Annotated in this window: 20 protein-coding genes; 4 read left to right on the plus strand and 16 right to left on the minus strand. The window is 70.6% G+C overall.

The features are described 5' to 3' along the window. Window positions 1-7: 7 nt before the first annotated feature. Both IPM43_06080 and guaA read right to left on the minus strand, forming a co-directional pair. A complete protein-coding gene (locus IPM43_06080) occupies window positions 8-1,234 on the minus strand; it encodes a C40 family peptidase (GenBank protein ID QQS25927.1) in 1,227 nt (408 codons plus the stop codon). Window positions 1,235-1,318: 84 nt separating this feature from the next. After that, entirely contained in the window at window positions 1,319-3,058 is a 1,740-nt protein-coding gene (gene guaA, locus IPM43_06085) for a glutamine-hydrolyzing GMP synthase (GenBank protein ID QQS25928.1), read from the minus strand. On the opposite strand from guaA, the gene IPM43_06090 reads away from it, so the two are divergent. Next, window positions 2,985-3,368 carry a hypothetical protein gene (locus IPM43_06090; GenBank protein ID QQS26511.1) on the plus strand — a complete coding sequence of 128 codons (384 nt, stop codon included), beginning with the start codon at window positions 2,985-2,987 and terminating at the stop codon, window positions 3,366-3,368. The two genes, guaA and IPM43_06090, sit on opposite strands and share 74 nt — an antisense overlap. A gap of 9 nt (window positions 3,369-3,377) precedes the next feature. Here the strand turns inward: IPM43_06090 and IPM43_06095 are convergent, their stop codons facing one another. Then, entirely contained in the window at window positions 3,378-4,346 is a 969-nt protein-coding gene (locus IPM43_06095; protein ID QQS25929.1) for an alpha/beta hydrolase, read from the minus strand. Between the two features lie 84 nt (window positions 4,347-4,430). Here IPM43_06095 and IPM43_06100 point away from each other — a divergent pair, with 84 nt between their 5' ends. Continuing rightward, window positions 4,431-5,855, plus strand: coding sequence for an aspartate aminotransferase family protein (locus IPM43_06100; protein QQS26352.1), 1,425 nt, complete (start codon window positions 4,431-4,433; stop codon window positions 5,853-5,855). Window positions 5,856-5,880: 25 nt separating this feature from the next. On the opposite strand, the gene IPM43_06105 is transcribed toward IPM43_06100, so the two are convergent. Further along, the gene (locus IPM43_06105; GenBank protein ID QQS26353.1) at window positions 5,881-6,546 is read right to left on the minus strand and encodes a CoA pyrophosphatase; all 666 of its coding nucleotides are present in this window, start codon (window positions 6,544-6,546) and stop codon (window positions 5,881-5,883) included. Between the two features lie 59 nt (window positions 6,547-6,605). After that, window positions 6,606-6,776, minus strand: coding sequence for a hypothetical protein (locus IPM43_06110; GenBank protein QQS25930.1), 171 nt, complete (start codon window positions 6,774-6,776; stop codon window positions 6,606-6,608). Window positions 6,777-6,844: 68 nt separating this feature from the next. Between IPM43_06110 and IPM43_06115 the strand changes: the two genes are divergently transcribed. Further along, complete coding sequence (locus tag IPM43_06115; GenBank protein QQS25931.1) at window positions 6,845-8,158, plus strand: MFS transporter; 1,314 nt, start codon at window positions 6,845-6,847, stop codon at window positions 8,156-8,158. A gap of 316 nt (window positions 8,159-8,474) precedes the next feature. Continuing rightward, the gene (locus IPM43_06120; GenBank protein QQS25932.1) at window positions 8,475-14,696 is read left to right on the plus strand and encodes a DUF11 domain-containing protein; all 6,222 of its coding nucleotides are present in this window, start codon (window positions 8,475-8,477) and stop codon (window positions 14,694-14,696) included. 33 nt (window positions 14,697-14,729) lie between these two features. Here IPM43_06120 and IPM43_06125 read toward each other — a convergent pair whose 3' ends face one another. From IPM43_06125 to IPM43_06175, 11 genes are all read right to left on the minus strand, one after another. Continuing rightward, window positions 14,730-15,209 (minus strand): hypothetical protein, encoded by a 480-nt coding sequence (locus tag IPM43_06125; GenBank protein ID QQS25933.1) that lies wholly within the window; start codon window positions 15,207-15,209, stop codon window positions 14,730-14,732. A 144-nt stretch (window positions 15,210-15,353) separates the two neighbouring features. Beyond that, window positions 15,354-16,985 (minus strand): chaperonin GroEL, encoded by a 1,632-nt coding sequence (gene groL, locus IPM43_06130; protein QQS25934.1) that lies wholly within the window; start codon window positions 16,983-16,985, stop codon window positions 15,354-15,356. A 4-nt stretch (window positions 16,986-16,989) separates the two neighbouring features. Continuing rightward, entirely contained in the window at window positions 16,990-17,283 is a 294-nt protein-coding gene (groES, locus tag IPM43_06135; protein QQS25935.1) for a co-chaperone GroES, read from the minus strand. 140 nt (window positions 17,284-17,423) lie between these two features. Next, window positions 17,424-18,035 (minus strand): septum formation protein Maf, encoded by a 612-nt coding sequence (maf, locus tag IPM43_06140; GenBank protein QQS25936.1) that lies wholly within the window; start codon window positions 18,033-18,035, stop codon window positions 17,424-17,426. Further along, window positions 18,032-19,189, minus strand: coding sequence for a tRNA dihydrouridine synthase DusB (gene dusB / locus IPM43_06145; protein QQS25937.1), 1,158 nt, complete (start codon window positions 19,187-19,189; stop codon window positions 18,032-18,034). Before dusB ends, maf begins: the two co-directional genes overlap by 4 nt. Continuing rightward, on the minus strand, window positions 19,186-20,238 hold the full coding sequence (tsaD, locus tag IPM43_06150) for a tRNA (adenosine(37)-N6)-threonylcarbamoyltransferase complex transferase subunit TsaD (GenBank protein ID QQS25938.1): 1,053 nt from the start codon (window positions 20,236-20,238) through the stop codon (window positions 19,186-19,188). Before tsaD ends, dusB begins: the two co-directional genes overlap by 4 nt. Next, the gene (gene rimI / locus IPM43_06155; protein QQS25939.1) at window positions 20,235-20,777 is read right to left on the minus strand and encodes a ribosomal protein S18-alanine N-acetyltransferase; all 543 of its coding nucleotides are present in this window, start codon (window positions 20,775-20,777) and stop codon (window positions 20,235-20,237) included. The genes tsaD and rimI overlap by 4 nt, the downstream gene beginning before the upstream one ends. Beyond that, complete coding sequence (tsaB, locus tag IPM43_06160) at window positions 20,774-21,475, minus strand: tRNA (adenosine(37)-N6)-threonylcarbamoyltransferase complex dimerization subunit type 1 TsaB (GenBank protein QQS26354.1); 702 nt, start codon at window positions 21,473-21,475, stop codon at window positions 20,774-20,776. The genes rimI and tsaB overlap by 4 nt, the downstream gene beginning before the upstream one ends. Beyond that, the gene (tsaE, locus tag IPM43_06165; protein QQS25940.1) at window positions 21,469-21,972 is read right to left on the minus strand and encodes a tRNA (adenosine(37)-N6)-threonylcarbamoyltransferase complex ATPase subunit type 1 TsaE; all 504 of its coding nucleotides are present in this window, start codon (window positions 21,970-21,972) and stop codon (window positions 21,469-21,471) included. The genes tsaB and tsaE overlap by 7 nt, the downstream gene beginning before the upstream one ends. Before the next feature lie 55 nt (window positions 21,973-22,027). Next, window positions 22,028-23,188, minus strand: a complete 1,161-nt coding sequence (gene alr / locus IPM43_06170) for an alanine racemase (protein ID QQS25941.1) — start codon at window positions 23,186-23,188, stop codon at window positions 22,028-22,030. Further along, window positions 23,185-24,546, minus strand: coding sequence for an NAD(P)H-hydrate dehydratase (locus tag IPM43_06175; protein ID QQS25942.1), 1,362 nt, complete (start codon window positions 24,544-24,546; stop codon window positions 23,185-23,187). Before IPM43_06175 ends, alr begins: the two co-directional genes overlap by 4 nt. Between the last annotated feature and the right edge of the window lie 23 nt (window positions 24,547-24,569).

Consider the following 24,569-nt stretch of genomic DNA (forward strand, 5'->3'; position numbering starts at 1 on the left):
GCCGCGGCTAGCCGGGACGGCCGACGCCGGTGACCTTGCCCCAGCTCACCGAGGAGATCTTCACCACGTCACCGGTGGCCGGCGCATGGATCAGCTGACCGCCGCCCAGGTAGATGCCGACGTGGCTGATCGGGCTGTAGTAGAAGATCAGGTCCCCTGGCTGGGCGGCGCCCTGTGACACGTGGGCCGTCGAGGCGTACTGCGAGCGGGACTGGTGCGGCAGGTAGACGCCGGCGCGGCCCCAGGCGTACTTGGTGAGCCCGGAGCAGTCGAACGCCACACCTGGCGACTCGGCTGCATACCGATAGGGGACGCCGAGCTGGTTCTGCGCGGCTTGGATGACTGTGCCGACGCGCGAGGAGGGTTGGGGCACGCTGCCACCGCTGTCGCTGCTGCCACCGTCGTCGCTGCTGCCACCGCTGTCACTGCTGCCACCGTCGTCGCTGCTGCCACCGCTGTCGCTGCTGTCGTTCGACGACCCCGAATCGGAGTCTCCCGACGCGCTCGACGAGCCGCCTGCACGTGGGGGCGAGGAAGACTGCGCGTTGGCGGCTTGTTGCGCCAGGATCTGTTGCGCGGCAGCGAGCCTTTCTTGCTCGCGGCGCTCTTGCTCACGGTCCAAGGCCTCGCCGAACTCGGCCTGGGCCTCGGCCCTGGCCGCGGTGAGCTCCGCTTTGCTCGCCTCCGCTTCGGCCAAGTGCTGCTCGAGCTCGGCGGTGCGCTCTGTCGCGCTCTGCAGCATCTCTTCGAGCGCCTCGCGCTCTTCGGCGAGATCGTCGATGAGCGCGTCGAGCTCGTCGGTGTCGTCGCCGCCGGCGCTCATCGCCAGCTCGGTCAGGTGCTGCTTCTTGACCGCGTCGGTGGGTCCGCTGCCCGGTGTCAGCAACCCAGTGATGCTGCCGCCGGTGCCGCCGGACACGAAGGCCTCGACGGCCATCGCGCTGAGCTCGCTCTCCAACGCGGCGAGAGCGGCCTCTTTCTCCGCGATGCGGGCCTGGGCCTCGGCCACCTCGACGTCGAGCTGGTTCTTCTCGTCGACGGCGACGACGTATTTCTCGGTGTAGAGGTCGACGTCCTCCTCCAGCTGGTCGAGCTGGGCGATGACGTCGTCGAGGCGCTGCTGGGCCTCGTCGACGCTCGTCGCCGCTACCTGGCCAGGTGTGACACCGACCACGATGCCCGCCATCGAGGCGGCCAGAAGCAGGCCGATGAAACGTATCCGTCGCCGCGACATGGTGCCCCGCACTCTATCGACCATTACGAACATGTTGCGAACGCGGGGCGGCAGATGTCACATCTCCCGACCGAGACGAGCTGCTCACTCCCACTCGATCGTGCCGGGCGGCTTCGACGTGACGTCGTAGGCCACCCGGTTGATGCCGCTGACCTCGTTGATGATCCGGCTGGCCATGCGCTCCAGCAACTCGTAGGGGAGCCGGGCCCAGTCGGCGGTCATCGCGTCGTCGCTCGTCACCGCCCGGATGATCACCGGGTGGGCGTACGTGCGCTCGTCGCCCATCACGCCGACGGAGCGGATGTCGGGCAGCACTGCGAAGGCCTGCCAGATTTCACGCTCCAGTCCGGCAGCCTTCACCTCTTCGCGCACGATCGCGTCGGCCTCCTGCAGGAGGGCCACCTTGTCTGGGGTCACCTCGCCGATGATCCGCACCCCCAACCCGGGTCCGGGGAACGGCTGACGCCAGACGATCTCGTCGGGCAGGCCGAGCTCGTGGCCGAGGCGGCGGACCTCGTCCTTGAACAGGGCGCGCAGCGGTTCGACGAGGGAGAGCGCCATGTCCTCGGGCAGACCGCCGACGTTGTGGTGGCTCTTGATCACGGCGGCGGTGCCGTCGCTGCCGCCGGACTCGATGACGTCGGGGTAAAGGGTGCCCTGCACGAGGTACTCCGCGTCGGTCACTCCCCCGGTGTGCTGCTCGAACACGCGCACGAACAGCTCGCCGATCGTCTTGCGCTTCTCCTCCGGGTCGATCACCCCGGCCAGGCGCTCGAAGAACCTATCCCCGGCGTCGACGTGGATCAGCTCGATGCCCATGTGACGCCGGAACGTCTCCACCACCTGCTCGCTCTCGCCCTTGCGCATCAGCCCGGTGTCGACGTACACGCAGGTGAGCTGGTGGCCGATCGCGCGGTGCACCAGCGCCGCGGCGACGCTCGAGTCGACGCCGCCCGACAGCCCGCAGATCGCCCGCGCGGAGCCGACCTGGTCCCTGATCGCCCGGACCTGGGTGTCGATGATCGAGTCCATCGTCCACGCCGGCCGGCAACCGGCGAGGTCGTGCAGGAAGCGGCGCAGCACCTGCATCCCGTACGGGGAGTGGACGACCTCGGGGTGGTACTGCACGCCCCAGATGCGGCGGTCGTCGCTCTCCAGCACCGCCACCGGAGCATCGGGGGTGGACGCCGTGGCACGGAACCCGGGCGGGGCCACGGTGATCGCGTCGAAGTGGCTCATCCACACCGGCTGGTGCTCGGGCAGGTCGGCGGTCATCAACGACGACGAGCCGCCGTCGATGCGCTCCAGCGTGGCCCGCCCGTACTCACCGCGCATCCCCCGACCCACCTCGCCGCCGAGCTGCTCGGCGACCAGCTGCGCGCCGTAGCAGATGCCAAGGATCGGCACACCGGCCGCGTAGATCGCGGGGTCGAGCAGCGGCGCGCCGTCCACGTGCACGCTCTTCGGGCCGCCGGACAAGATGATCGCGGCGGGGGACCGGGCCGCCACCTCAGCAACGGTGATGGTGTGCGGGACGATCTCGGAGTACACGTTCAGCTCACGTACCCGGCGGGCGATGAGCTGCGCGTACTGGGCGCCGAAGTCGACGACGAGGACGGTGTCGAAGGTGCCCGACGAGGCGTCGGCACCCGGAGCGGCAGTCACCGCCCCGATGGTAGCGACGCCGACCGCGCCGGCACCGGGTGCCCCCGACTGGCCGGGCCGGGCCCCGGGTGCGACGCTTTGGTCGATGAGAGCTGGCCCGAGCCGCGCGCGGTTGTCCACCGTGACGGCCCTCGGCGCGCTGGTCACCCTGGCCGCCATCGTGCATCCGGCGGGGGCGACGTCGTCCGAGTGGACCTCCTCGGGGCAGGATGCGGCCGAGGCGGTGGCGACGATCGACACCGTCGCCCCGATCGTGACCAACGACTTCTTGGACACCGAGCGCGACCTGTCGGAATGCATCAGCGCCGCCCCGAAGCCGGGGTGCGGGCGCGAGCCGACCCACGCCGGCGACCGTGGCGGCAGCCTGCAGCTAGTGCTGTTCGGCTTGGTGGTCGCGGCGATGGCCGGCATCGGCTGGCGGATCGTGGCCTCCGTGCGCGCCCGCGGCCGCGCCGCGAACGCCCGCTAGAGCGACAGCTCAGCCGTCGCGAGAGCGGGCGAGCAGGTCGCTGCAGAAGGAGACGGTCGCGCTGACGAAGGCCTGCGGTGCCTCCCACGGCACGAAGTGGCCGCAGTCGCGCAGACGGAACGGCCCGACGTGGCGGGGGAAGACCACCGCCGCCATCTCGTCGAAGGCCGGGTAGATCACGTGATCGCTCGGCCCGTAGAGGATCAGCGCCGGCGTGTGCTCGTTGCGCCCGAGGAGGGCCGGCTCCAGGCTGCGGGCGGGATCGAACGTGCTCTCGTACGCGCCGAACGAGGCGCGCAGCTTCGCGGCATCGGCGAACGGCTCGGTGTGGAAGTCGACCACGGCGTTGCCGCCGAGAGCCCCTGGTGCGTCGGTGCCGAGGAACGTGCCCGGATGGGCCCAGAACCTGCTGGTGTAGAACGTCGCGATGTAGCGGCGCCGCTGTTCGGGTGTGGCCAGCTCGGCGGCCAGCGCGTCGGGGTCGAGCCCCTGGCGCATGAAGTAGTCGCTCGCCTCGCGCGCCGGCCTGGTGCCGGCGATGCCGGCCATGCGCTCCTTGTCGTACGGCAGCGGGCTGTTGAACAGCACCATCCGGTCGACGAACGACGGATGGCGCAGCGCGAGGTCCTGGATCACCGGGCCACCGAGGTCGCCGCCGGCCAGCACGACACGCTCGTGGCCGAGCACGTCGTGCGCGAGCGCGTAGAGGTCGTGGGCGTGGCTCGCCACGTCGTGGAACCCGTCGGGAGCGACGTCGCTGTCACCGAACCCGCGCAGGTCGGGCACGATCACCTCGAACCCCGCGCTCGCGAGCTGCGCGATCACCAACCAGTAGATGCGCTTGGTCTCCGGCCATCCATGCACGCACAAGAGCGGCACGCCGCCCTCGCCCTGACGAACGTAGGCCTGCCGGAAGCCGCGTGTCGCGCTGGCGTGGACGGCGAACCGCTCTGGATCGATCTCCGGCGGGAGCGCCATCGTCAGACAGTACCGGCGGCGGTTCGAGCGTCGGGTCGTAACCTGCTCCCGATGGACGAAGGTGGTGGCGACGCCCCGACCGGGATGACCGCGGAGGAGTTCCGGCGCTACGGGCGCGAGGTCGTCGACCTCGTCGCCGACTACTTGGAGACGGTCGAGCGACTGCCCGTCTCCGCGCCCCTGCAGCCGGGCGACGTCAGGGCGCAGCTCCCCGAGCACCCGCCGGCGGCGCCCGAGCTGTTCGAGACGGTGCTCGCCGACGTGCGCCAGGTGATCATTCCCGGGCTCACCCACTGGCAGCACCCGAGCTTCTTCGCGTACTTCCCGGGCAACTCCTCGTACCCCTCCATCCTCGGCGAGCTGCTCTCGGCAGGGCTCGGCGTGCAGGGCATGAGCTGGGTCACGTCGCCGGCGTGCACCGAGGTGGAGACGTTGATGCTCGACTGGATGGTCGAGCTGCTCGGGCTCCCCGAACGCTTCCACTCGACGAGCCCGACGGGGGGAGGCGTGATCCAGGGGTCGGCCAGCGAGGCGACGCTGACCGCGATCTTGTCCGCCCGGTGGCGAGCCACGAGCGGTGAGGTGAACCGCTGCGGGGGAGACGCAATCGCCCCGCTCGTCGCTTACGCGTCGAGCCAGGCGCACTCCAGTGTGGAGAAGGGACTTCGCATCGCCGGCATCGGCACCGACCACATCCGTGTGGTGCCCCACGACGAGCAGTTCGCGATGCGCGTCGACGCTCTCGCCGAGATGGTCGCGGCCGACCGCGCGGCGGGCCTGACGCCGTTCTTCGTTTGTGCCACGCGCGGCACGACCAGCTCGATGGCGTTCGACCCCACGCCCGCGGTCGCCGAGGTGGCCCGCGCCGAAGGCATGTGGCTCCACGTCGACGCCGCGATGAGCGGCATCGCGGCGCTCGCCCCCGAACACCGTTGGGTGAACGACGGCCTCGACGCCGCCGACAGCTACTGCACGAACCCCCACAAGTGGATGGGGGTCAACTTCGACTGCGACCTCTACTGGACGGCCGACCGCGGCGCGCTGCTCGGCGCGCTCAGCATCTTGCCCGAGTACTTGCGCTCCGCGGCTGCCGAGAGCGGGAACGCGATCGACTACCGCGACTGGCAGATCCCGCTCGGGCGCCGATTCCGGGCCCTCAAGCTGTGGTTCACCATCAGCACGGACGGTGTCGCCACCAGCCAGGACATGCTGCGCCGCCACGTGGCGCTCACCGGACGACTCGCCGAGTGGGTCGGCGCCGACGACCGCTTCGAGATCGTCGCCCCGCACCCGCTCAACCTGCTCTGCATCCGACTGCGTGGCACCGACGACGCCGACGGCGACGCGCGTACGGATGCGCTGGTCGACGCGGCGAACGCCACCGGGCGAGCCCTCTTCACGCGCACCACGCTCGACGGCCGGTCGGTGCTGCGCTTTTCGATCGGCGGTCGCACCACCGGGGAGCGCCACGTCGCCGCGGCATGGCAGATGCTGCGCGACCTGGCCTAGCTCACCACGACGCTCACCACGACGCTCACCACGACGGCGGCGGCGGCCCCAGTACGCCGAACGCGACCGAGAGCAGCTCGTGCAGCACGCGGGCAGTCGCCCCCCACACCGTCTCGTCGTCGAGGTGGAAGAAGAACATCGGCCGGTCGAGGGGTGGGGTGCCCCACCACTCCTCGGTGTACGTGTCCTCGCCCGCCAGCTCGGCCAGTGGCACCCACAGCACACGCTCGACCTCGTCGGGATTCGCCCGCAGCTCGGGCGCGCCGGCGACGCGGCCGACGACGGGCACGATGTGGCTGCGGGTGACCATGGTGGACAGGTGCCCGAGCTCGCCGGCCACCTGCACCGCGTCCTGGTCGAGGGCCACCTCTTCGTCGGCCTCGCGCAGCGCGGCATCGGTGGGGCTCTCGCCGGGCTCCAGGCGTCCGCCGGGGAAGCTGATCTCACCGCGGTGACTGCGCAGGTGTAGTGCCCGGCGGGTGAGCAGTACCTCGGCTCCGGCCGAGCCCTGGCGGAGCGCGACCAGCACCGCCGTCCGACGGACGTCGGGGAGCGGGGCGACCGCGGCGCCCGCGGTGGCGCTCGCCGTTGCGACCCGCGCGACGACGGCATCTACGGAGAGCTCCCCGGCACCGACGAGTCCGGCCCACGGCGCCGGCCCGCCGGGGCGCCAGGCATGGGGGCGCGGGATCGGCTGGTTGCCTCCGGGACGACGTCCACCGCCGGCCACCGACGCCTCCGGCAACACGGTCAGCCCTGCGGCGCCCAACCCGTGGCGACCAGCTCACGCAACACGTCGGCGAGGCCAGCGGTCTTCAGGTTGGCGAGCACCTTGCCGGGGGTCTCGTCGCCGCGCTCGAACTCCTCCCACGCGTTGACCAGCTTGGCCAGGTCGGGTACCGGGCGCTCGAAGTCAGACATGCGCGGAAGCCTACGGCCGGCAAACCCAACCCTGTCGGCCACACCGTCGCCCGGTACCGTGCGCGGCGATGTCGGTCGATTCGGAGGCCCGCTCGGGGCTCGGCAGTCGCTTTCGCAGGCTGTTCGGGGCCAGCGTGATCACCAACCTCGGTGACGGCGTCGCCACGGTCGCCTACCCGTGGCTGGCCTCGGCGATAACCCGCAACCCCGTACTGATCTCACTCGTGATGGTTGCCCAGCGGCTGCCCTGGCTCGTCTTCACGCTCCCCGCGGGGGTGATCACCGACCGCGTCGACCGGCGGCGGGCGATGGTGGCGATGGACCTCTGCCGCTGCGCGCTCACCGCGGTAGTCGCGGTGTCGGTGCTCAGCAAGCAGTCCGGGCTCCCCGGCCCCGGCGAGGTCGAAGACGTAGTCGGCACGGAAAGCGGCCTCTACGTGGTGGTGCTCCTCGCAACGCTCCTGCTCGGCATGGCCGAGGTGCTGCGCGACAACTCGGCCCAGACGATCATGCCGGCGATCGTCGCACCCGACCAGCTCGAGCGGGCGAACGGGCGGATGTGGAGTGCGGAAGGGGTCGCGAACACGTTCCTCGGTCCGCCCCTCGGTTCGCTGCTCATCGCCGCCGCCTTCGCGCTGCCGTTCTTCGTCGATGCCGCTTCGTTCTTCGCCGCGGCCGCGCTCGTGGCGTCGATTCCCGGCTCGTTCCGGGCCGAGCGCCCGGAGGGCCACGAGCCCCAATCGTGGAGGCACGAGCTCGCCGAGGGCGTGCGCTGGCTGTGGGGCCACGAGCTGCTCCGCCCGATGGCGATCATCCTCGGTCTGATGAACGCCGCCAACATGGTCAGCTTCGCGACGTTCGTGCTGTTCGCCCAAGAGGTGCTCGACGTCGGCCCGCTGCTCTTCACGGTGATCGGGATGGGCGGAGCCCTCGGCGGCATCGTCGGTGGCGCCGTCGCCTCGGAGCTGTCCCGACGCTTCGGCAGCGGCACCTGCCTCGCGATCACCCTGCTCGGCTGCGCGGCAGTGGCCGGGGCGATCGCGTTCACGTCGCTGTGGCCGGTGGTCTTCGTCCTCTTCACGATCGAGGCCTTGCTCGGGATCCTGTGGAACGTGATCACGGTCAGCCTGCGCCAGACGATCATCCCCGCGCACCTGCTCGGACGGGTGAACAGCGTGTACCGGTTCTTCGCCTGGGGGATGATGCCCGTCGGAGCGGCCATCGGCGGTCTGGTGGTGCTCGTCGTCGACTCCTTCGCCAGTCGTGACACGGCTCTGCGAGCGACGTGGATCGTCAACGCGCTCATCCACCTCGCGCTGTTCGTGTTCGGTCGCTCCCGACTGACGACGGCCAAGATCGAAGCGGCCCGCGCCGCCGCCTGAGCAACGGCCAGCCGCGGACGATCCGCTTCCGAGGAGAGGAATCGGCAATCAATCTGCCGACGAGACTTGACCTACGCCTGACCTTCACCTGACCTGCACCTGACACCGACGCCTCAGGACATCTTCGTCTCCGACCGACCGGCGATCACCCTCGACACGCTGGGGAATAACCATCGGTAGAGCCTTGGTCAGTTTCGAGAGATGGCTGCCGACATTCTTTCCTCAAGGTCGAGGTTCCCCAGGTCGATGAATGTCCCCGGGTAATTTCCGCAATTGCCCCGGACGCACCGGCTCATCCCACCGAAGTGAGAACACATTGACGTCGCCCCGCAGCACCCGTCGCTTCCACCGCGCGCTCCTCGTCGGGCTCGTCGCGCTCTTGATCCCCGTCACCGCAGCAGCCGCGGATCCGGGGTCGGAGCCCGCAGCCCCGGAGCCCGTCGTCACCGACCCACCTGCGGAATCGACACCGCCGGACACCACCGTCCCGGACACCACCGTCCCGGACACGACGGCGCCCGACACCACCGCTCCCGACACCACCGCTCCCGACACCACCGCTCCCGACACGACACCCGACGACACGACACCCGACGACACGACAGTCGACACGACTGCTCCGGCGAACGAGACCACGACCACCACGTCACCTGTCGTCGACAACATCTCCGACCCGACGGGGACGATCTCGATCGACAAGACCAACAGCGCGGGTGGCGAGACGGAAGGCGACCGCGGCATCGTCGAACCCGGCGACTCCTTCGACTGGCAGATCCAGGTGACTTGCTCGAGCATCGAAGAGGACTGCGTCGACGTGCTCGTGGTCGACACGTTCCCGGCCGGCCTGGTGGTGGACCCCTCGACTATCCCCGGGGACATCCCCGGCTTCCGTGACGTCACCTGGGACGGGACGACGCTCTCGATCCGGTACACCAAGCCGCTGAGCAACCCGGTGGGCAACGGCCTCGAGGCAGGGGGCGGGGACACGTTCAACGTGAAGGTGACGCTGCCGGCGAACACCACCCTGGAGACGGGCGACCTGATCACCAACGAAGCGACGATGTCGGCGAGCAACGTGGTCGAATCCGTGACCGATCCGTCGACGGTGCAGGTGAACATCCCTCGCGTCGTCGCCGTACAGACGACGAAGTCGTTCACCGATGGGTCGGCCATCGCCGGCGACCCGAACGCCACCACGACCATCCAGTTGACCGGCGTCAACCAGTCGTCGGCCTCCACCGAGGTCACCCAGATGGTGATCGAGGACTCCACGTCGGCGACGTGGCAGTACCTCGACGTCACCGGTGTGACCGTCACCCAGTACCCGGCGGGAGCCGACCAGGCCGCGCTGTTCGTCTGCCCCGCCAGCGTCGCTCCGTGCACCGAAGCCGAGTGGGTCGCCGGCGGGACCGCTTTGCCACCGGCACCGTCCAGCCTCACCTTCCCCCTCGGCGTGCCGGCCAGCGACGTCGTCGGCGTGCGTGTCGTGTTCACCGCCCCCGTCGACGGATCCATCGCCCCCGTGGCCGGTGGTGGCACCGCCAGGGTCTCGATCGATGCCGACCTACGCACCACGGTCCGCTCCACGGGAGTGGAGATCGCGACGATCCCGAACACCACCAACATCAACAACTGCGCGACCACCTCGGCGAGCGACCCGGCCGCCCTTCCGCCCTTGGCGACGAGCGCACCCGGCTGCGCGCCCTACCAGATCCTGCCTCCGACGCTCAGCCTCGTCCCGGCGAAGTCGTTCTTCGCCGACGCGAACGGCAACTACCAGACCAACACCGGCGAGCACGCGGTGATCGGCGAGAACTCCGGCGTATCGATGGTCATGAACGCCCGGAACACCTCGGCCTTCCCGATCGCCGAGATCGTCATCACCGAACCCGTCGCGCCGCACGAGTTCGACAAGGTCGATGCCGCGTCGTTCCGGCTCACCTTCCCGGCGGGCGCGGTCAATGCCCACGTCGTCGTCACCTTCAGGGACAACTCGTCCACGACGGCCGACTACGCGCCACCCGGACCGCTCACGGTCACCCTTCCCTCCGCAGGGCCACGTGCCGCCTCGATCACCGTCACCTACAGCGGCGACCCCAGCGTCGACGCCGGCGCCACGATCGCACCGAACGCAACCGCCGGGCTGGGCGTGCACGGCAACCTCAACGACCTGGTCGACGAGTCCGACATCGGGAGCGGGAGCGGGACCGCTGGCGTCGACAACTGCGCAGGCTTCACGGGCGCGGGCGGAGGCATCCCTGGCTCGACCGGGGCGTTCGCCGGCACGGCTTGCGACGACGTGGGTATCGAGGCGCGCAATGCCAGCACCGGCGGCTCCAAGGACGCGTCGCAGACCGAGATCTCCGTCGGCCAGCCGATCGTGTTCCGCATGCGGACGTCCAACAACGGCAACCTCCCGCTGTTCAACCTGGTGGTCTCCGATCCGCCCGTGGGTCCCGGCGGCATTCCTCCGCTGACGACGATGTTCGAGCTCGGCGAGTTCAGGAGCGCCGGCATCCGCCCGGCGGCGATGGCCGGGCGGGTCACCATCGAGGTCTACACGCCCGCGGACGGCTGGCGAGCCCTCGGCGCCGTGCCCGTCGGTGACTACCCGGAGGTGATCGGCGTGCGCGCTTCGATCGGCGTCCTCGCCCCGACGGAGACGTTCGACTTCTGGGTCGAGATGGTCTTGAACGAGCTGCCCGGGCCCGACGACCTCCCCCTGGGCAACTGCTATGGGATCACCGCGTCTGGGGACGACTACGAGGCGGAGAGCCACTGCAGCCCGCCCCTCGACCCGGGACCGGTGATGGAGAGCGCGGTGATCAACAAGGCGATCACGCCCGACACGATGCCGAGGCGGATTCCGGGCCTCGTCCCGCAGAACGCGACCGTGTCGCTGCGCATCCAGAACACGGGCAACCTGACCGCCAAGACGCTGCAGTTGACAGACGTCGACACCGACTTCTGGGACGCCGTCGACTTCGTCAGCCTCGGCTCGATCACGCCTCCCGCCGACATCGAGCTCGACCGGGCGAACCGCATCCAGGTCGATGCCTTCGTCAACGGCGCGTGGGTCCTCGGCAACCGGGTCGCCATCAGCTCGGCTGCCCTTCCGGCCGGCGTCACGGCGGCCCAGGTGCGCGGGTTGCGCTTCACGTTCAGCGACACCAGCACCTTGAACGACGGGTTCGTGCTGACGCCGTGTCCGGGCACAAACCTGGCCGCGCCTTGCGCCGGCGTCGTCAACTTCTACGTCGTGCCGCGGCTCTCGCTGCGGAGCAGCGGCGAACCACTGCCCGAGGAGCTGCTCGACACCGCCACCGGCGCGTTCACCACGCAGCTCCACCCGGATCCCGCCAACCCGAGCCTGATCGGGCCGGTGACGGACAACTTGCTCTTCGTGGCCGGCGATCCGAAGATCGACGTCAACAAGACGCCCGAGGTGACGACGGTGGCGCCCGGGCAGTACGGGACGTTCAACCTGACGACCACCAACAACGGCACCGCCAATCTGCCCGACGTGACCGTGTCCGACCCGCTGCCCGCCGGGCTGCTGTTCGACCCCACGTTCGCCGGTGACGGTGGCCAGCCGTACACGGTCACGTGGTCGAACCTGCCCCCCGGTTACCCGGCTCCGCCCGACCCGGTGTTCGAGATGACCGCGGACATCCTTCAGCCCGATCGGGTGGGCCTCGTGCGCTGGACGTTCCCTGGGTGGAACATGCCACCGAACTCGTCCGTCACGATCCTCTACCGCTACAGCCTCGAACCGGGCGTGCTGGCCGGCCAGGTCATCGTCAACACGATGGGCGCGTCGTCGCCCGTCGACGACCTCGCCTGCACGTCGCCCGACGGTCAGGTCACCGACGGTGCCTTCGGCCCCGGTCTCTACTGCACCGACCCGGCTCAGGTCACGGTCACGTCCGGCGCCAACTTCGCGTCGCGCAAGTGGGTCGCCGGCAACCCCGCGCTCGGCTGGTACAACGTCCGCACCGCTCAGCTGGTGCCCGTCGGTGGCGCCGGCTGCCTGTCGCTGAACGCCAACGGACGCACGTACACGACGAACCCGTGCATCGCGTTGGTGAACCCCGGTGAGCAGTTCCACTACGTGCTCCGCGTCCAGAACGCAGGTACCGAGAGCGCACTGCGGATGACCATCATCGACACGCTCCCGGCGCCGGGCGACAAGGGCGTGCTCGGCGCGAACCGCGGCACCCAGTGGTCCACCGCGCCGACGCTGCTCGGCCCGGCCACGTACAGCGGGCCGGCCAGTGCGCAGATCGGCTACACCTCGTCGTCGAGTCCGTGCATCGCCGACCTGTACCTCGGCGGGCCGCCGTGCGCGCCCGGCGCGTGGGCGGAACCCCCCGGCGCGGGGACGACCGCTCTGCGGGTCGCCGCCACCTTCGATCCCGCTCCCTTGCCCCCTGGCGGCACGGTCGACGTGTACTTCTCGATGGTCGCGCCCGTCGACGTCCCGCGCGTCGCCGACCCGACGATTGCGTGGAACTCGCTCGCGCACGCCGAGGTCACGCGTGTCGGCGCGAGCGGTTCGCGCGTACTGCCGCCGCTCGAGCCGCTGAAGGTCGGCGTCGCCACGATGTACGGCAACTTGCGGGTGGTCAAGGAGATCGGCGAGAACCCGGGCGACCTCGCCCTCGACGACCTCGCCTTCACGTTCCGATACGAGTGTGTGCTGAGCACCGGCGCGGGATCGCGGACCGGCAACGTGACCGCGACACCGACCACCCCAGGCGTCGTCACCGGGATCCCCGCCGGGTCGACCTGTCAGGTGTGGGAGACGATCAGCAACGGTGGCATCTCGAGTGCCCCGTCCGACGACCCCGTCGTCGTGGAGATCGAGCCCAGCCTGAGCGCGACCAACCCGGTGGTCGCGATCGTCACGGTCACCAACGACTTCCCGTTCGGGGGGATCGTGGTGAGCAAGCGGGTCACCGGAGGCGCGCAGGACGAGTTCACGGGCGGCCCGTACGCGGCAACCGTCGACTGCACCTTCGGCGGCACCTCGCTGTCGGGCTTCCCGATCGACATCGAGCTCGTCCCCGGCGAGACGGTGCCCCTCTCTGCCCCTGTCGGCTCGGTGTGCACCGTCGTGGAGACCGATCTCGCCGGTGCCGACTCGGTGTCCTACGACCCGCCGAGCGGCTCGGTCGTGGTGCCCTCCGACGGAGACCGGACGGGCTCCATCGAGGTGACCAACGATTTCGTCGTCGGGTCGCTCGTGATCCGCAAGACGGTGAGCGGTCCCGGCGCGCCGGCGTTCTCCGCCGGCCCGTTCGAGTTCGACGTGACGTGTGACTTCAACGGCAACGACGACGTTTACTCGACGACGGTCGTGGTGCAGGGATCGGCGGACGGCGCGCCGGTGGGCTCTGCTCCAGTGACCGGCCTGCCGGTCGGCGCCTCGTGCACCATCACCGAGACCGACAGTGGCGGAGCGGACGAGGTGGCCGAGCCCGTGACGGTGACGATCGAAGCGAACGACCAGGCGAACCTCGCCGTCGCGGAGGTGGCGAACTACTTCTCGGCCGGCACCATCGCCGTCGACAAGGTGGTCACCGGCACCGCCGCTACCTACCTGCCGGCGCGCGACTACGCGATCGAGGTCACGTGTGCGGTCGAGCGGGACGGCGAGCGTGTCGTCGTCCTCCAACATGAGATCTCCGTGCGCAGCGACTCCGGGAGTGTGGTGACGGGTCCGGACGGTGAACCGGCGCTCATCCCGCTCGGGGCCCGCTGCTGGGCAACCGAGCTGGCCGATTTCGGCGCCACGTCGGTGACGATCGACCACGACTCCTACGAGACCGGGGTGGAGGTCGTCGCCGATGCCGACGGCGTACAGGAGCTCCTGATCACCGTCACGAACACCTACGACAAGGCCGTTCTCACCGTGTCGAAGGCCGCCGTGAACGAGCCTGACCCCGGCGCTGTCTACACGTTCGTGATCACGTGCATCATCAGCGACGGCAACGGCACGGTCATCCCCGCGCCGTTGCTCAGCGGGCAGTCCCCGTTCTCGATCGGCGCGGGCGAGGTGGCGATGTTCGAGGTGCTCGTCGGGTCGACCTGCACGGTCACCGAGCAGTACTCCGGCGCGGCCGAGGTGACGTTCGTGGAGTCCGGTGGGGAGCCCGACGCCAACCCGGTGGACGGCACGATCACCGTCCGCTCGACGGGCGAGATCCGGGTGACCAACGAGTTCCCACCCGATCCGACGGACCCGCCCGACACCACTGGCCCGCCCGACACGACCGGCCCGCCCGACACCACTGGCCCGCCGGACACGACGAACCCGCCCGACACGACCGTCCCGCCCGTCACGACCAACCCCGACGACGGCGGCAGCGGTCCCGGAACGGGCGGTCCTGGAAGCGGCGGAGCCGGCACCCTGCCGGGGACGGGCTCGAACGATCTCGGTCGGCCCTTGTCGATCGGGTTGCTCCTCGCCGGCATCGGGACCCTGATGGCCGTCGGCGCCGCTGATCGGCGCCGCAGGATCCGCCACCCGAGCTGAGCCGAGGTCCGTCAGGGGTCCGTCGGAGATCCGTCAGCGGTCCGTCAGCCGAGGCGCTTGCGGACCGCACGAACGCCACGCGCCGTCGCCCGTCCGGCGGCCCGGCCGATCTCCTCGCCGCGACCGGCCGGGCTCGCACCGCCCTCCGGGCGCGCCTGGCGCCGGCGCGACACCTGAGCGGACGGTGTAGTCGGTGCGCCAGACGACCACTGCATAGACGCAGCCGATGGCGAGCTGCACGAGCCGCGTCCCGACTTCGACGCCTGGCCAGGCGACGGTGGCGAGCACGACGGCGACGACGATCCAGTCGAGCACTCGGTGCAGGCGGCGTCCGGCCAGCCTGAACGCCCCGAGCGGGCCGTCGGCGAAGGCGGCGTTGAGCAAGATCAGGCCGCCGGCCAGCGTGGGCACGGTCGGCGTCGGGCTCTGCAGCCCCGAGACCACCAGCGCGGCGCCGATCAGGTACTCGGCGAGTTGATGCAGCCAGAACGATCGCTTCTGCTCAGCGGCCACCTGCACCAGTCTGGCCCCCAGCGAGGCTCAGCAGCGGCCTCACCCAGGGGCCATAACGACAAAACCCCCGTTCTCGGTCGGATTTGTGACACATAGCGCGCCTGATCCGACCGAGAACGGGGGAAGTGCTGGACGTTTACTGCGTCACATCATTCCCGGCATGCCGCCCATGCCGCCCCCGGCGGGCATCGCCGGCTCGGGCTCGGGCTTGTCGGCCACGAGGCACTCGGTGGTGAGCACGAGTGCCGCGATCGAGGCCGCGTTCTGCAGTGCCGCGCGGGTCACCTTGGCGGGGTCGATGATGCCGGCCTTCACGAGGTCGGTGACCTCGCCGGTGGCCGCGTTGAGGCCCATCGCACCGGTCTCGGCGAGCACCTTTTCGACCACCACGGCGCCTTCGATGCCGGCGTTGTCGGCAATCAGGCGGGCGGGGGCCTCGAGCGACTCCCAAACCGTCTTCGCGCCGGTGGCCTCGTCGCCCTCCAGCGAGTCGAGCAGGGTCTTCACCGAGTCACGGGCCCGCAGCAAGGCGGTGCCGCCACCGGGGACGACGCCTTCTTCGATGGCCGCGCGGGTGGCGGAGACCGCGTCTTCGATGCGGTGCTTCTTCTCCTTCAGCTCCACCTCGGTGGCTGCGCCGACCTTGATCACGGCCACGCCGCCGGCGAGCTTCGCGAGCCGCTCCTGGAGCTTCTCGCGGTCCCAATCGGAGTCGGTGTTGTCGATCTCGGTCTTGATCTGCGCGATCCGGCCCTTGATGTCGTCCTCGGTGCCTGCACCCTCGACGACGGTCGTCTCGTCCTTGGTGATGATCACCCGCTTGGCCTGGCCGAGCAGGTCGATGGTGACGTTCTCCAGCTTCAGGCCGACCTCCTCGGAGATCACCTGGCCGCCGGTGAGCACGGCCATGTCCTGCAACATCGCCTTGCGGCGATCGCCGAACCCGGGGGCCTTGACCGCGGCCGCGTTGAACGTGCCCCTGATCTTGTTGACGACGAGGGTGGCGAGCGCCTCGCCCTCGACATCTTCGGCGATGATGACGAGCGGCTTGCCGGTCTTCATCACGGCCTCGAGCGCGGGCAGCAACGACTGCACCGACGAGATCTTGGAGCCGTACAGCAGCAGGTACGCGTCCTCGAGGACGGCTTCCTGGCGCTCAGGATCGGTGACGAAGTACGGCGACAGGTAGCCCTTGTCGAACAGCATGCCCTCGGTGAACTCAAGCTCGATGCCGAACGTGTTGGACTCCTCGACCGTGACCACGCCGTCCTTGCCGACCTTGTCGATGGCGTCGGCGATGACCGCGCCGATGGCAGGGTCGGCGGCCGAGATGGTGGCCACGTTCGCGATGTCGTTCTTGTCGTCGACGTCCTTGGAAAGGTCCTTCAGCGCCTCGACTGCAGCCTGGACCGCCTTTTCGATGCCGCGCTTCAGACCCATCGGGTTCGCTCCCGCGGCCACGTTGCGCAGGCCGTGATGCACCATCGACTGGGCGAGAACGGTTGCCGTCGTGGTGCCGTCACCGGCGACGTCGTTGGTCTTGGTGGCGACTTCCTTCACGAGCTGGGCACCCATGTTCTCGAACGGGTCGTCGAGCTCGATCTCCTTCGCGATCGACACACCGTCGTTGGTGATCGTCGGAGCGCCCCACTTCTTGTCGAGCACGACGTTGCGGCCCTTCGGCCCGAGGGTGACCTTGACCGCGTCGGCCAACTTGTTCACCCCGGCTTCGAGCGCGCGCCGTGCCTCTTCGTCGAACTTCAGCAGCTTGGCCATGCGGTCACTTCTCGACGATCGCGAGGACGTCACGGCTGGACAGGATCAACAGGTCCTGGCCGTCGACGGTGACCTCGGTGCCGCCGTACTTCGAGTAGAGCACGGTGTCGCCGACGGAGATGTCGAGCGCGAAGTGCTGGCCTTCGTCATCGCTCCAGCGGCCGGGGCCGACGGCGAGCACCTCGCCCTGCTGGGGCTTTTCCTTGGCGGTGTCGGGGATGACCAGGCCGGACGCGGTGCGCTCCTCGGCCTCGTTCGGCTTGACGACGATGCGGTCATCGAGCGGCTTCAGGTTCATTGGGTGCAGCCTCCGTTGGCTTGCCGTGAGGGACGGATTCGTGATGCTTCAGCCGGCTCGCGGTGCGGTTAGCACTCGAACCGGTGGAGTGCCAAGGCTACGCGACGCGAAGGACGGTTAGCAACCGCTGGCCGCGAGTGCTAACGGGAGGGGGCCAGGTCCACCCCGACCACGCGGCCGAGCCGCACGAGCAGCCCGACCGGCAGGCCGATCACCGTGCTGCGATGACCCTCGACGTGAGCCACCAGCGCGGCTCCGCGTCCTTGGATCGCATAGGCGCCGGCGGCGTCGGCCGGTTCGCCGGAGCGCACGTACTCCTCGATCGTCTCGTCGCTCAGGGCGTGGAAGGTGACCGTGGCCTGCTCGACACCCACCTGCGTGGCTCCCCGGCGACGCACGGCCACGGCGGTGAGCACGCGATGCGATCTCCCCGAAAGGAGCCGCAGCATCGTCTCGGCGTGCGCGTCGTCGACCGGCTTGCCGAGGACGAGCCCGTCGAGGTCGATCGCGGTGTCGGCACCGATGACGAGCACCTCGGGGTCGCCGAGCGCGTCCGCGACGGCGAGGGCCTTCGCCGCGGCCAGACGGGCCACGTACGCCTGCGGGTCCTCACCCGGCAGGGCAGACTCGTCGAGGTCGGCCGAACGGACCGCGAAGTCGACGTGCATCGCGCCGAGCAGCGCCCGGCGCCGCGGCGACGCGGAGGCGAGCACCACCTTCTGTGCCGGCGCTGCCGGCCCGCTCGGCGTCATCCGCCCGACATCGCCGCGATCAGCTCCTCGTCGGGAGGTGTGACGTCGTCGAGCTGGTCGAGGTAACCGTCGGGCAGAGCGACGCGGATCGGTCCGCCGGTGTGCCCCCGAGTCAGCCGTTCGCCGCCGGGGACGACGGGCAACGAAAGATCGAGCGTGGCCAGGTGGTCGTCGAGCTCGGCCAGGCTCGACACCTGGGACAGCGCGCACCGAACGGCCGGACCGACCGGATAGCCGGTGAGGTACCACGACGTGTGCTTGCGGACGTGGCGGATGCCGAGATGATCGCCGAGGTGGTCGCACAGCAGGCGGGCGTGCTCGGCGAGCACGGGCACGACCTGGCCGAGGACCCTCGGCGGCGGCGGCTGACGACCGGCCAGGGCCTCGACGAGGTCGGCGAAGAGCCAGGGCCTCCCGAGGCAGCCACGCCCGACGACCACGCCGTCACAGCCGGTCCGGCGGATCATCTCCACCGCGTCGGCCGCGGTCCAGATGTCGCCGTTGCCGAGCACCGGGATCTCGGGAACCGTTGCCTTCAGCTCGCCGATCGCCTCCCAGCGCGCCGACCCCGAGTAGTGCTGCGCCGCCGTCCGGGCGTGCAACGCGATGGCGGCGACACCCTCGTCGACCGCGATCCGCCCGGTGTCGAGGAACGTGAGCAGGCCGTCGTCGATGCCCATGCGGAACTTCGCCGTCACCGGCACGCCGTACGGCGTGGCCGCCGCCACCGCCGCGTGCAGGATGGCCCGGAGGAGCCGGCGCTTCACCGGCACCGCGGCTCCCCCGCCGCGACGGGTCACCTTCGCCGCCGGGCAGCCGAAGTTGAGATCGACGTGGTCCACGCCCGACTCGGCGCAGAGCAGGCGGACGGCTTCGCCGATCGTGGCCGGGTCGCTGCCGTAGAGCTGGACGCTGCGCGGCGACTCGTCGGGCCCGAACGAGACCATCTGGCGGGTCTTCGGGTTCCGGTTCACCAATGCGGTGGCCATCACCATCTCGTTCACGTAGATCAGCCCGGGCCCGAAGCGCCGGCACAGCGTGCGGAACGGAGCGTTCGTCACGCCCGCCATGGGAGCGAGCACCACCGGGCTCGCCGCCGTGATCGCCCGTGTGCCACCGGACCCGCCGATGGTGAGCGCGGCCGCGGGCTTCATCGGTCGACCGCGAACGGCAGGCACAGGTTGGGGTGGGCCGCGGCGTCGAGCGGCGTCGGTCCGTCACTGCGCAGGCGGTGCCAACCCACCGACGCGATCATCGCCGCGTTGTCGGTGCACATCGCCGGACTCGGCAGGTGACACTGCCGGCCGTCGGCCGAGCATGCGTCGAGGAACCGCTCGCGCAGCAACGAGTTCGCGGCCACGCCTCCGCCGAGGGCGAGGGCGCGAGCACCCACCTGCTGCCCGGCGCGGCGGGACTTGGCCACCAGCACGTCGACGACGGCCGCCTGGAACGACGCGGCCACGTCGGCAGTGGTCACCTCGGGGAACTTGCGGACGTAGTTCATCACCGAGGTCTTCAGCCCGCTGAAGCTGAAGTCCAACCCGTCGTTCAGCATCGCCCGCGGGAAGTCGATCGCGGTGGGGTCACCGCCCGCCGCCGCCTTGTCGACCGCCGGGCCGCCGGGATAGCCGAGCCCGAGGAAGCGGGCCACCTTGTCGAACGCCTCGCCGGCGGCATCGTCGATGGTCTGGCCGAGCAGGCGGTAGGAGCCGTGGTCGCGCATCTCGACGAGCATCGTGTGCCCCCCGGACACGAGCAGCACCACCATCGGCAGCTCCAGCGAGGGGTCCTCCAGGAACGTCGCGTACAGGTGGGCTTCCATGTGGTTGACGCCGACGAACGGCACGTCCCAGGTGAGCGCGAGCGCCTTCCCCGCCGACACCCCGACGAGCAGCGCTCCGATCAGACCCGGTCCGATCGTCGCGGCCACGGCACCGATGCTCGAGTCCTGCGCCCCCGCTTCGACGATCGCCCGCGCGATCACCGGGTTGAGCAGGTCGAGATGCGCCCTGCTCGCCACCTCGGGCACCACCCCGCCGTACTGCGCGTGCAGGTCGACCTGCGAGGAGACCACGCTCGACAGCACGTCGGTGCCACCCGCCACCAGCGCCGCGGCGGTCTCGTCGCAGCTCGTCTCGATGCCGAGCACGATCGTGTCGTCGCCGACGTACCCGCTGGCACCCCTTGGCTGCACCCTGCTCATGTGGCCGCTTCGATCTCGGCGATGCGTGCCGCGTACTCGTCGCTGTCGATGTCGTGCAACCACATCACGATCGCGTCGTCGGTGTTCTCGTAGTAGTTGTGGCGGATGCCGGCGGGTACGAAGCCGAACGCGCGGTACATCTCCTGCGCGGCGACGTTGCTCACCCGCACCTCGAGCGTCATCGACGTGCAGCGAGCGCGCCGTGCCTCGCGCACGAGGTCGAGCAACAGCCGGCGCCCGATGCCGCCGCGGCGCAACCGCGGGTCGACGGCGATGTTCGTCACGTGCGCGCCCTCTGGCGAGTACAGCAGGCCGGCATAACCGACGACGGCGTGGGCCTGCTTGGCGACGACGTAGTACCGCCGGTCGTCGCGGGCGAGGTCGATCTCGCTCTGGAACACACCGATCGTCCACGGCTTGGGATACGACTGGCGCTCGATCGCGAGCACCGCCCGCAGGTGGCGCTTGCGCATCGCCTCTAACGTCAGATCCGCCGGCTGGGGACCCTCACGCTGCACGAACCGGCTGACGATGCTCATCGGGCGCCCTCGCGGGTGACCCAACTGATCTGCGCATCCGGCGCGCGCAGGTAGACGGCGTGCAGCTCCCAGGGGTTGACCCACTCCTCACGCAGCGCCTGCGCGTGGGCGAGTTGCACGAGCGGCGCCGCCGACGGGTGGGCGAGGTACTGCTCCGCGAACTCCACCCGCAGGTCACGGTCGATCTCGTCGCGGTAGCGCAGCGCGCCGTCGCCGACGCACACCACTTCGTGTCCTCTCGCGAACAGTTCGGCGACGAAGTCGTCGACGTTGCCGACCGCGGGCTCCGACACGCGCTGCACCCCACCTGGGACCTGGCGGTAGAACGCGTAGAAGAGCTGGCCTCGGCGGGCGTCGATCGCCGCGGCGATCAGCCGATCGCAGTGGCGCAGAGGGAAGGCGAGCAGGTCGAGGCTGGTGACGCCGATCATCGGGATGCGCAATGCCTGGGCGATCGCCTTCCCGGCGGCGAGGCCGACACGCATCCCCGTGAACAGGCCCGGGCCGTGGTCGACGGCGACGACCCCGACCTCGTCGAGGGCGATGCCGGCCTGGCCACACACGAAGTCGATCGCGGGGGTGAGCGTCTCGGCGTGCCGGCGCCCGCGGGTCACCTCGAACAGCGCGAGCACGCCCTCGTGACCGCCGATGGCCACGCTCACCCGCTCGGTGGCGGTCTCGATGCCGAGGATCAGCACGGCGCGTCCCCGCTTGCCAGCCACGGCCCGACGGCGGCCTCCACCAGGTGCCAACGCGACGCGAACGCCGGCCCGACCGCACTCAACACGACCTCGCGCAGCTCGGGTTCGTCGGCGTCGGGGGCGACGAGGCGCACCTCGATGTGGTCGCCGAGCGCCCCGGCGGCCACGTCACCCCACTCGACCAGCAGCACCCCATCTCCTTCGACCAGCTCGCCGAGCGCCAGCTCGGCCACCTCGGCCATGCGGTCGAGACGGTAGAGGTCGGCGTGGTGGAGCACGAGCCGGCCGGAGTCGTAGCTGTGCACGAGGGTGAACGTCGGCGAGGTGATCGGCTCGCCGACGGCGAGCGCGCGGCCAAAACCCTGGGCGAACGCCGTCTTACCCGAGCCCATCTCGCCGGCGAGCACCAGCACGTCGCCTTCCTCGACGACGTCGGCCAGCGCAGCGGCAATGGCGTGGGTCTCGGCGACCGAGCGCGCGCGGAGAACGAGCACGCCTGCGGATCCTACCGAGCCCGGCCAGCTCCCTTGCCCTCTCGCTGTCGCCGCGTCAGGCGCGCTGGACACCGCCGAGGTAGAGGCGCGGAATGCGCGGCGAGATACCGCAGACGATCTCGTAGCCGATCGTGCCGAGACGATCGGCCCACTCCTCGGCGCGGATCACGTCCGCACCGTGCGGGCCGTCCTGTGCGCCGATCAGCACGACCTCGTCGCCGATCGCCACCTCCGACTCCGCGCAGTCGACCATCAACTGGTCCATCGTGACCACCCCGACGATCGGGCGGCGCACGCCACCCACCAGCAGCGCCCCCCCGGTCTCGAACAGGCGCCGGGCGACGCCGTCGGCGTACCCGAGGGGCACCGTGGCGACGGTGGTGTCACGGTCGAACACGTGGCGCAACCCGTAGGAGATCCCCTCGCCGCGACGGACCCTTTGCACCCACGAGACCCTGGCCTTCAGCGCCAGCGCGGGGCGCAGGCCGCGGCACCGATCGGCCACACCCGGGCCAGGCTCGATCCCGTACACCGCGATCCCGGCACGGACCAGCGAGAACCTCGCCTGCGGGACGGCGAGCGCGGCGGCGGAGTTGGCGACGTGCACCAGCGGTGGGCGCAGGCCGGCCGCGTCGAGGCCGGCGAGCACCGACGCGAACGTGTCGAGCTGGGCGGCGACTGCCGGATGGCCGGGCTCGTCGGCAGTCGCCAGGTGGGTGGCGACGCCCCTGATCGCCAGTGCTGGTGCCGCCGACCGCACGGCTTCGACGAGCTGCACCGCGCGTTCGGGCCGGGCGCCGACGCGGTGCATGCCCGTATCGATCTTCACGTGAACCCCCACGTCGCGCACGTCGGCCGCGAGCGCCGCGGCGGCGAGAGCGGCGATCGAGCCCGGGCGGTACACCGTCGCCTCGAGGCGCTCCCGCACCAGCTCGTCGAGCTGCTCGGGGGGCTGCTCGGACAGCACCAGGACGGGGGCGTCGATCCCTGCCCGGCGCAGCTCGACCCCTTCTTGGACGAGCGCCACGCAAAGACCACTCGCGCCGGCCTCCAACGCGGCCCTGGCCACCGCCACCCCCCCGTGGCCGTACCCGTCGGCCTTGACCACCGCCCACACCTCGGCGGGCGCCGACACCTCACGCAGCACGCCGACGTTGTGCCTCACCGCGTCGAGGTCGATCTCGGCCCAGGCCCACCGCTTAGCGGCAGCGGTCACTGCAGCTGCTCCAGCACCTTCGGCACCAGCGGGGGCAGGTCGCCGGCCACGAGACCCACGGGGGAGCCGAGCCGGCCGGCCTGGCCGTGCACCCAGGCAGCGGCGGCAGCGGCCTCGAACGGGGGCATCCCCTGGGCCAAGAACGCGCCGACGATCCCCGCCAGGACGTCGCCGGTGCCGGCCGTCGCCAGGCGCTCGTCGCCGACACCGACCACGAGCACATCTCCCCCGGGGTGCGCGATGACGCTGGCCGCGCCCTTCAGCAGCACCACCGACGCGGTGTCGGCGGCGAGCCGGCGCGCGGCGAGCATCCGGTCGGCCGGCGGTCGATCACCGGTGAGCAGCGTGTACTCGCCGTCGTGGGGCGTGAGCACCGTCGGCGCCACCCTGGCGCGCAGCAGCCGTCCCGCGCCCTCGTCGCTCCACGCGACGGCGAACAGCCCGTCACCGTCGAGCACGAGCGGGCGTGGCGCCTCGACGGCGATCCGGCGCGCCTCTGCCGCAGTGCCGTCGTCACGGCCGAGTCCGGGGCCGAGCACCACCGCGCGGAACCTGTCCAGCATGCCGAGGGCGTCTGTTGCCCAACCGAGCGCAGGCAGCGAGCGACGGACCACCTCCTGCGGCGCGCCGTGGTCGAACGACAGCCCGGGAGCGGCGAGGTGCACGATTCCCGCCCCGGCGTGCATCGCCGCGTCTGCGCACAAGTGCGCCGCCCCGGTCATCCCCGGGCTGCCGGCGATCATCGCCACCCCGGCGCGCCACTTGTGGGCGTCGACCGGACGGGGCAGCCACCACTCGCGGACGTCGGAGCCCTGCACCAGGTGAGCCGACGCGTGGCGCGTCGCCAAGCCGATGTCCGCGAGCTCGAGCACCCCGCAGTACGAGCTGCCGGGCGGGAAGAGCAGACCGGGCTTCAACGCGGCGAAGGTGACCGTGCGCTCGGCGCCGAGCACACCCGAGCCGACGTGTCCGGTCAGCCCGTCGACACCGCTCGGGATGTCCACGGCGAGCACCCTGGCGTCGCCGCTCTCGGGTGGGCACCACTCCCCGCTGAAGCCCGTGCCATAAGCCGCATCGATGACGAGGTCGCACTCGGGCAAGGGGTCGGGCAGGCCTGCGGCGTCGACGACCTTGACTTGGACGCCGCGGTCGTGGAGCCGGCGGGCGGCGACACGCCCGTCACGGCCGTTGTTGCCCTTCCCGGCCAACACCACCACGCGCCGCCCGTACGTGCCACCCATCATCCGCACTGCGGTGCGACTGACCGCCGCCCCTGCCCGCTCGATGAGCACGTCGGTCTCCACCCCCGACGTGGCGTCGATCTCGCGCATCTCCTCCGGCGTCACGATCGGCAGCACATCGGCGAGCGTAGACGGGTGAG

The sequence above is a fragment of the Actinomycetota bacterium genome (assembly GCA_016700055.1).
Classification (GTDB): domain Bacteria; phylum Actinomycetota; class Acidimicrobiia; order Acidimicrobiales; family Ilumatobacteraceae; genus Kalu-18.

Coding starts and splice junctions, on each gene's coding strand:
- IPM43_06080 (QQS25927.1), bottom strand. CDS start 1,234: ATGTCGCGGCGACGGATACGTTTCATCGGCCTGCTTCTGGCCGCCTCG.
- IPM43_06090 (QQS26511.1), top strand. CDS start 2,985: ATGAGAGCTGGCCCGAGCCGCGCGCGGTTGTCCACCGTGACGGCCCTC.
- guaA (QQS25928.1), bottom strand. CDS start 3,058: ATGGCGGCCAGGGTGACCAGCGCGCCGAGGGCCGTCACGGTGGACAAC.
- IPM43_06095 (QQS25929.1), bottom strand. CDS start 4,346: ATGGCGCTCCCGCCGGAGATCGATCCAGAGCGGTTCGCCGTCCACGCC.
- IPM43_06100 (QQS26352.1), top strand. CDS start 4,431: ATGACCGCGGAGGAGTTCCGGCGCTACGGGCGCGAGGTCGTCGACCTC.
- IPM43_06110 (QQS25930.1), bottom strand. CDS start 6,776: ATGTCTGACTTCGAGCGCCCGGTACCCGACCTGGCCAAGCTGGTCAAC.
- IPM43_06115 (QQS25931.1), top strand. CDS start 6,845: ATGTCGGTCGATTCGGAGGCCCGCTCGGGGCTCGGCAGTCGCTTTCGC.
- groL (QQS25934.1), bottom strand. CDS start 16,985: ATGGCCAAGCTGCTGAAGTTCGACGAAGAGGCACGGCGCGCGCTCGAA.
- groES (QQS25935.1), bottom strand. CDS start 17,283: ATGAACCTGAAGCCGCTCGATGACCGCATCGTCGTCAAGCCGAACGAG.
- maf (QQS25936.1), bottom strand. CDS start 18,035: ATGACGCCGAGCGGGCCGGCAGCGCCGGCACAGAAGGTGGTGCTCGCC.
- dusB (QQS25937.1), bottom strand. CDS start 19,189: ATGAAGCCCGCGGCCGCGCTCACCATCGGCGGGTCCGGTGGCACACGG.
- tsaD (QQS25938.1), bottom strand. CDS start 20,238: ATGAGCAGGGTGCAGCCAAGGGGTGCCAGCGGGTACGTCGGCGACGAC.
- rimI (QQS25939.1), bottom strand. CDS start 20,777: ATGAGCATCGTCAGCCGGTTCGTGCAGCGTGAGGGTCCCCAGCCGGCG.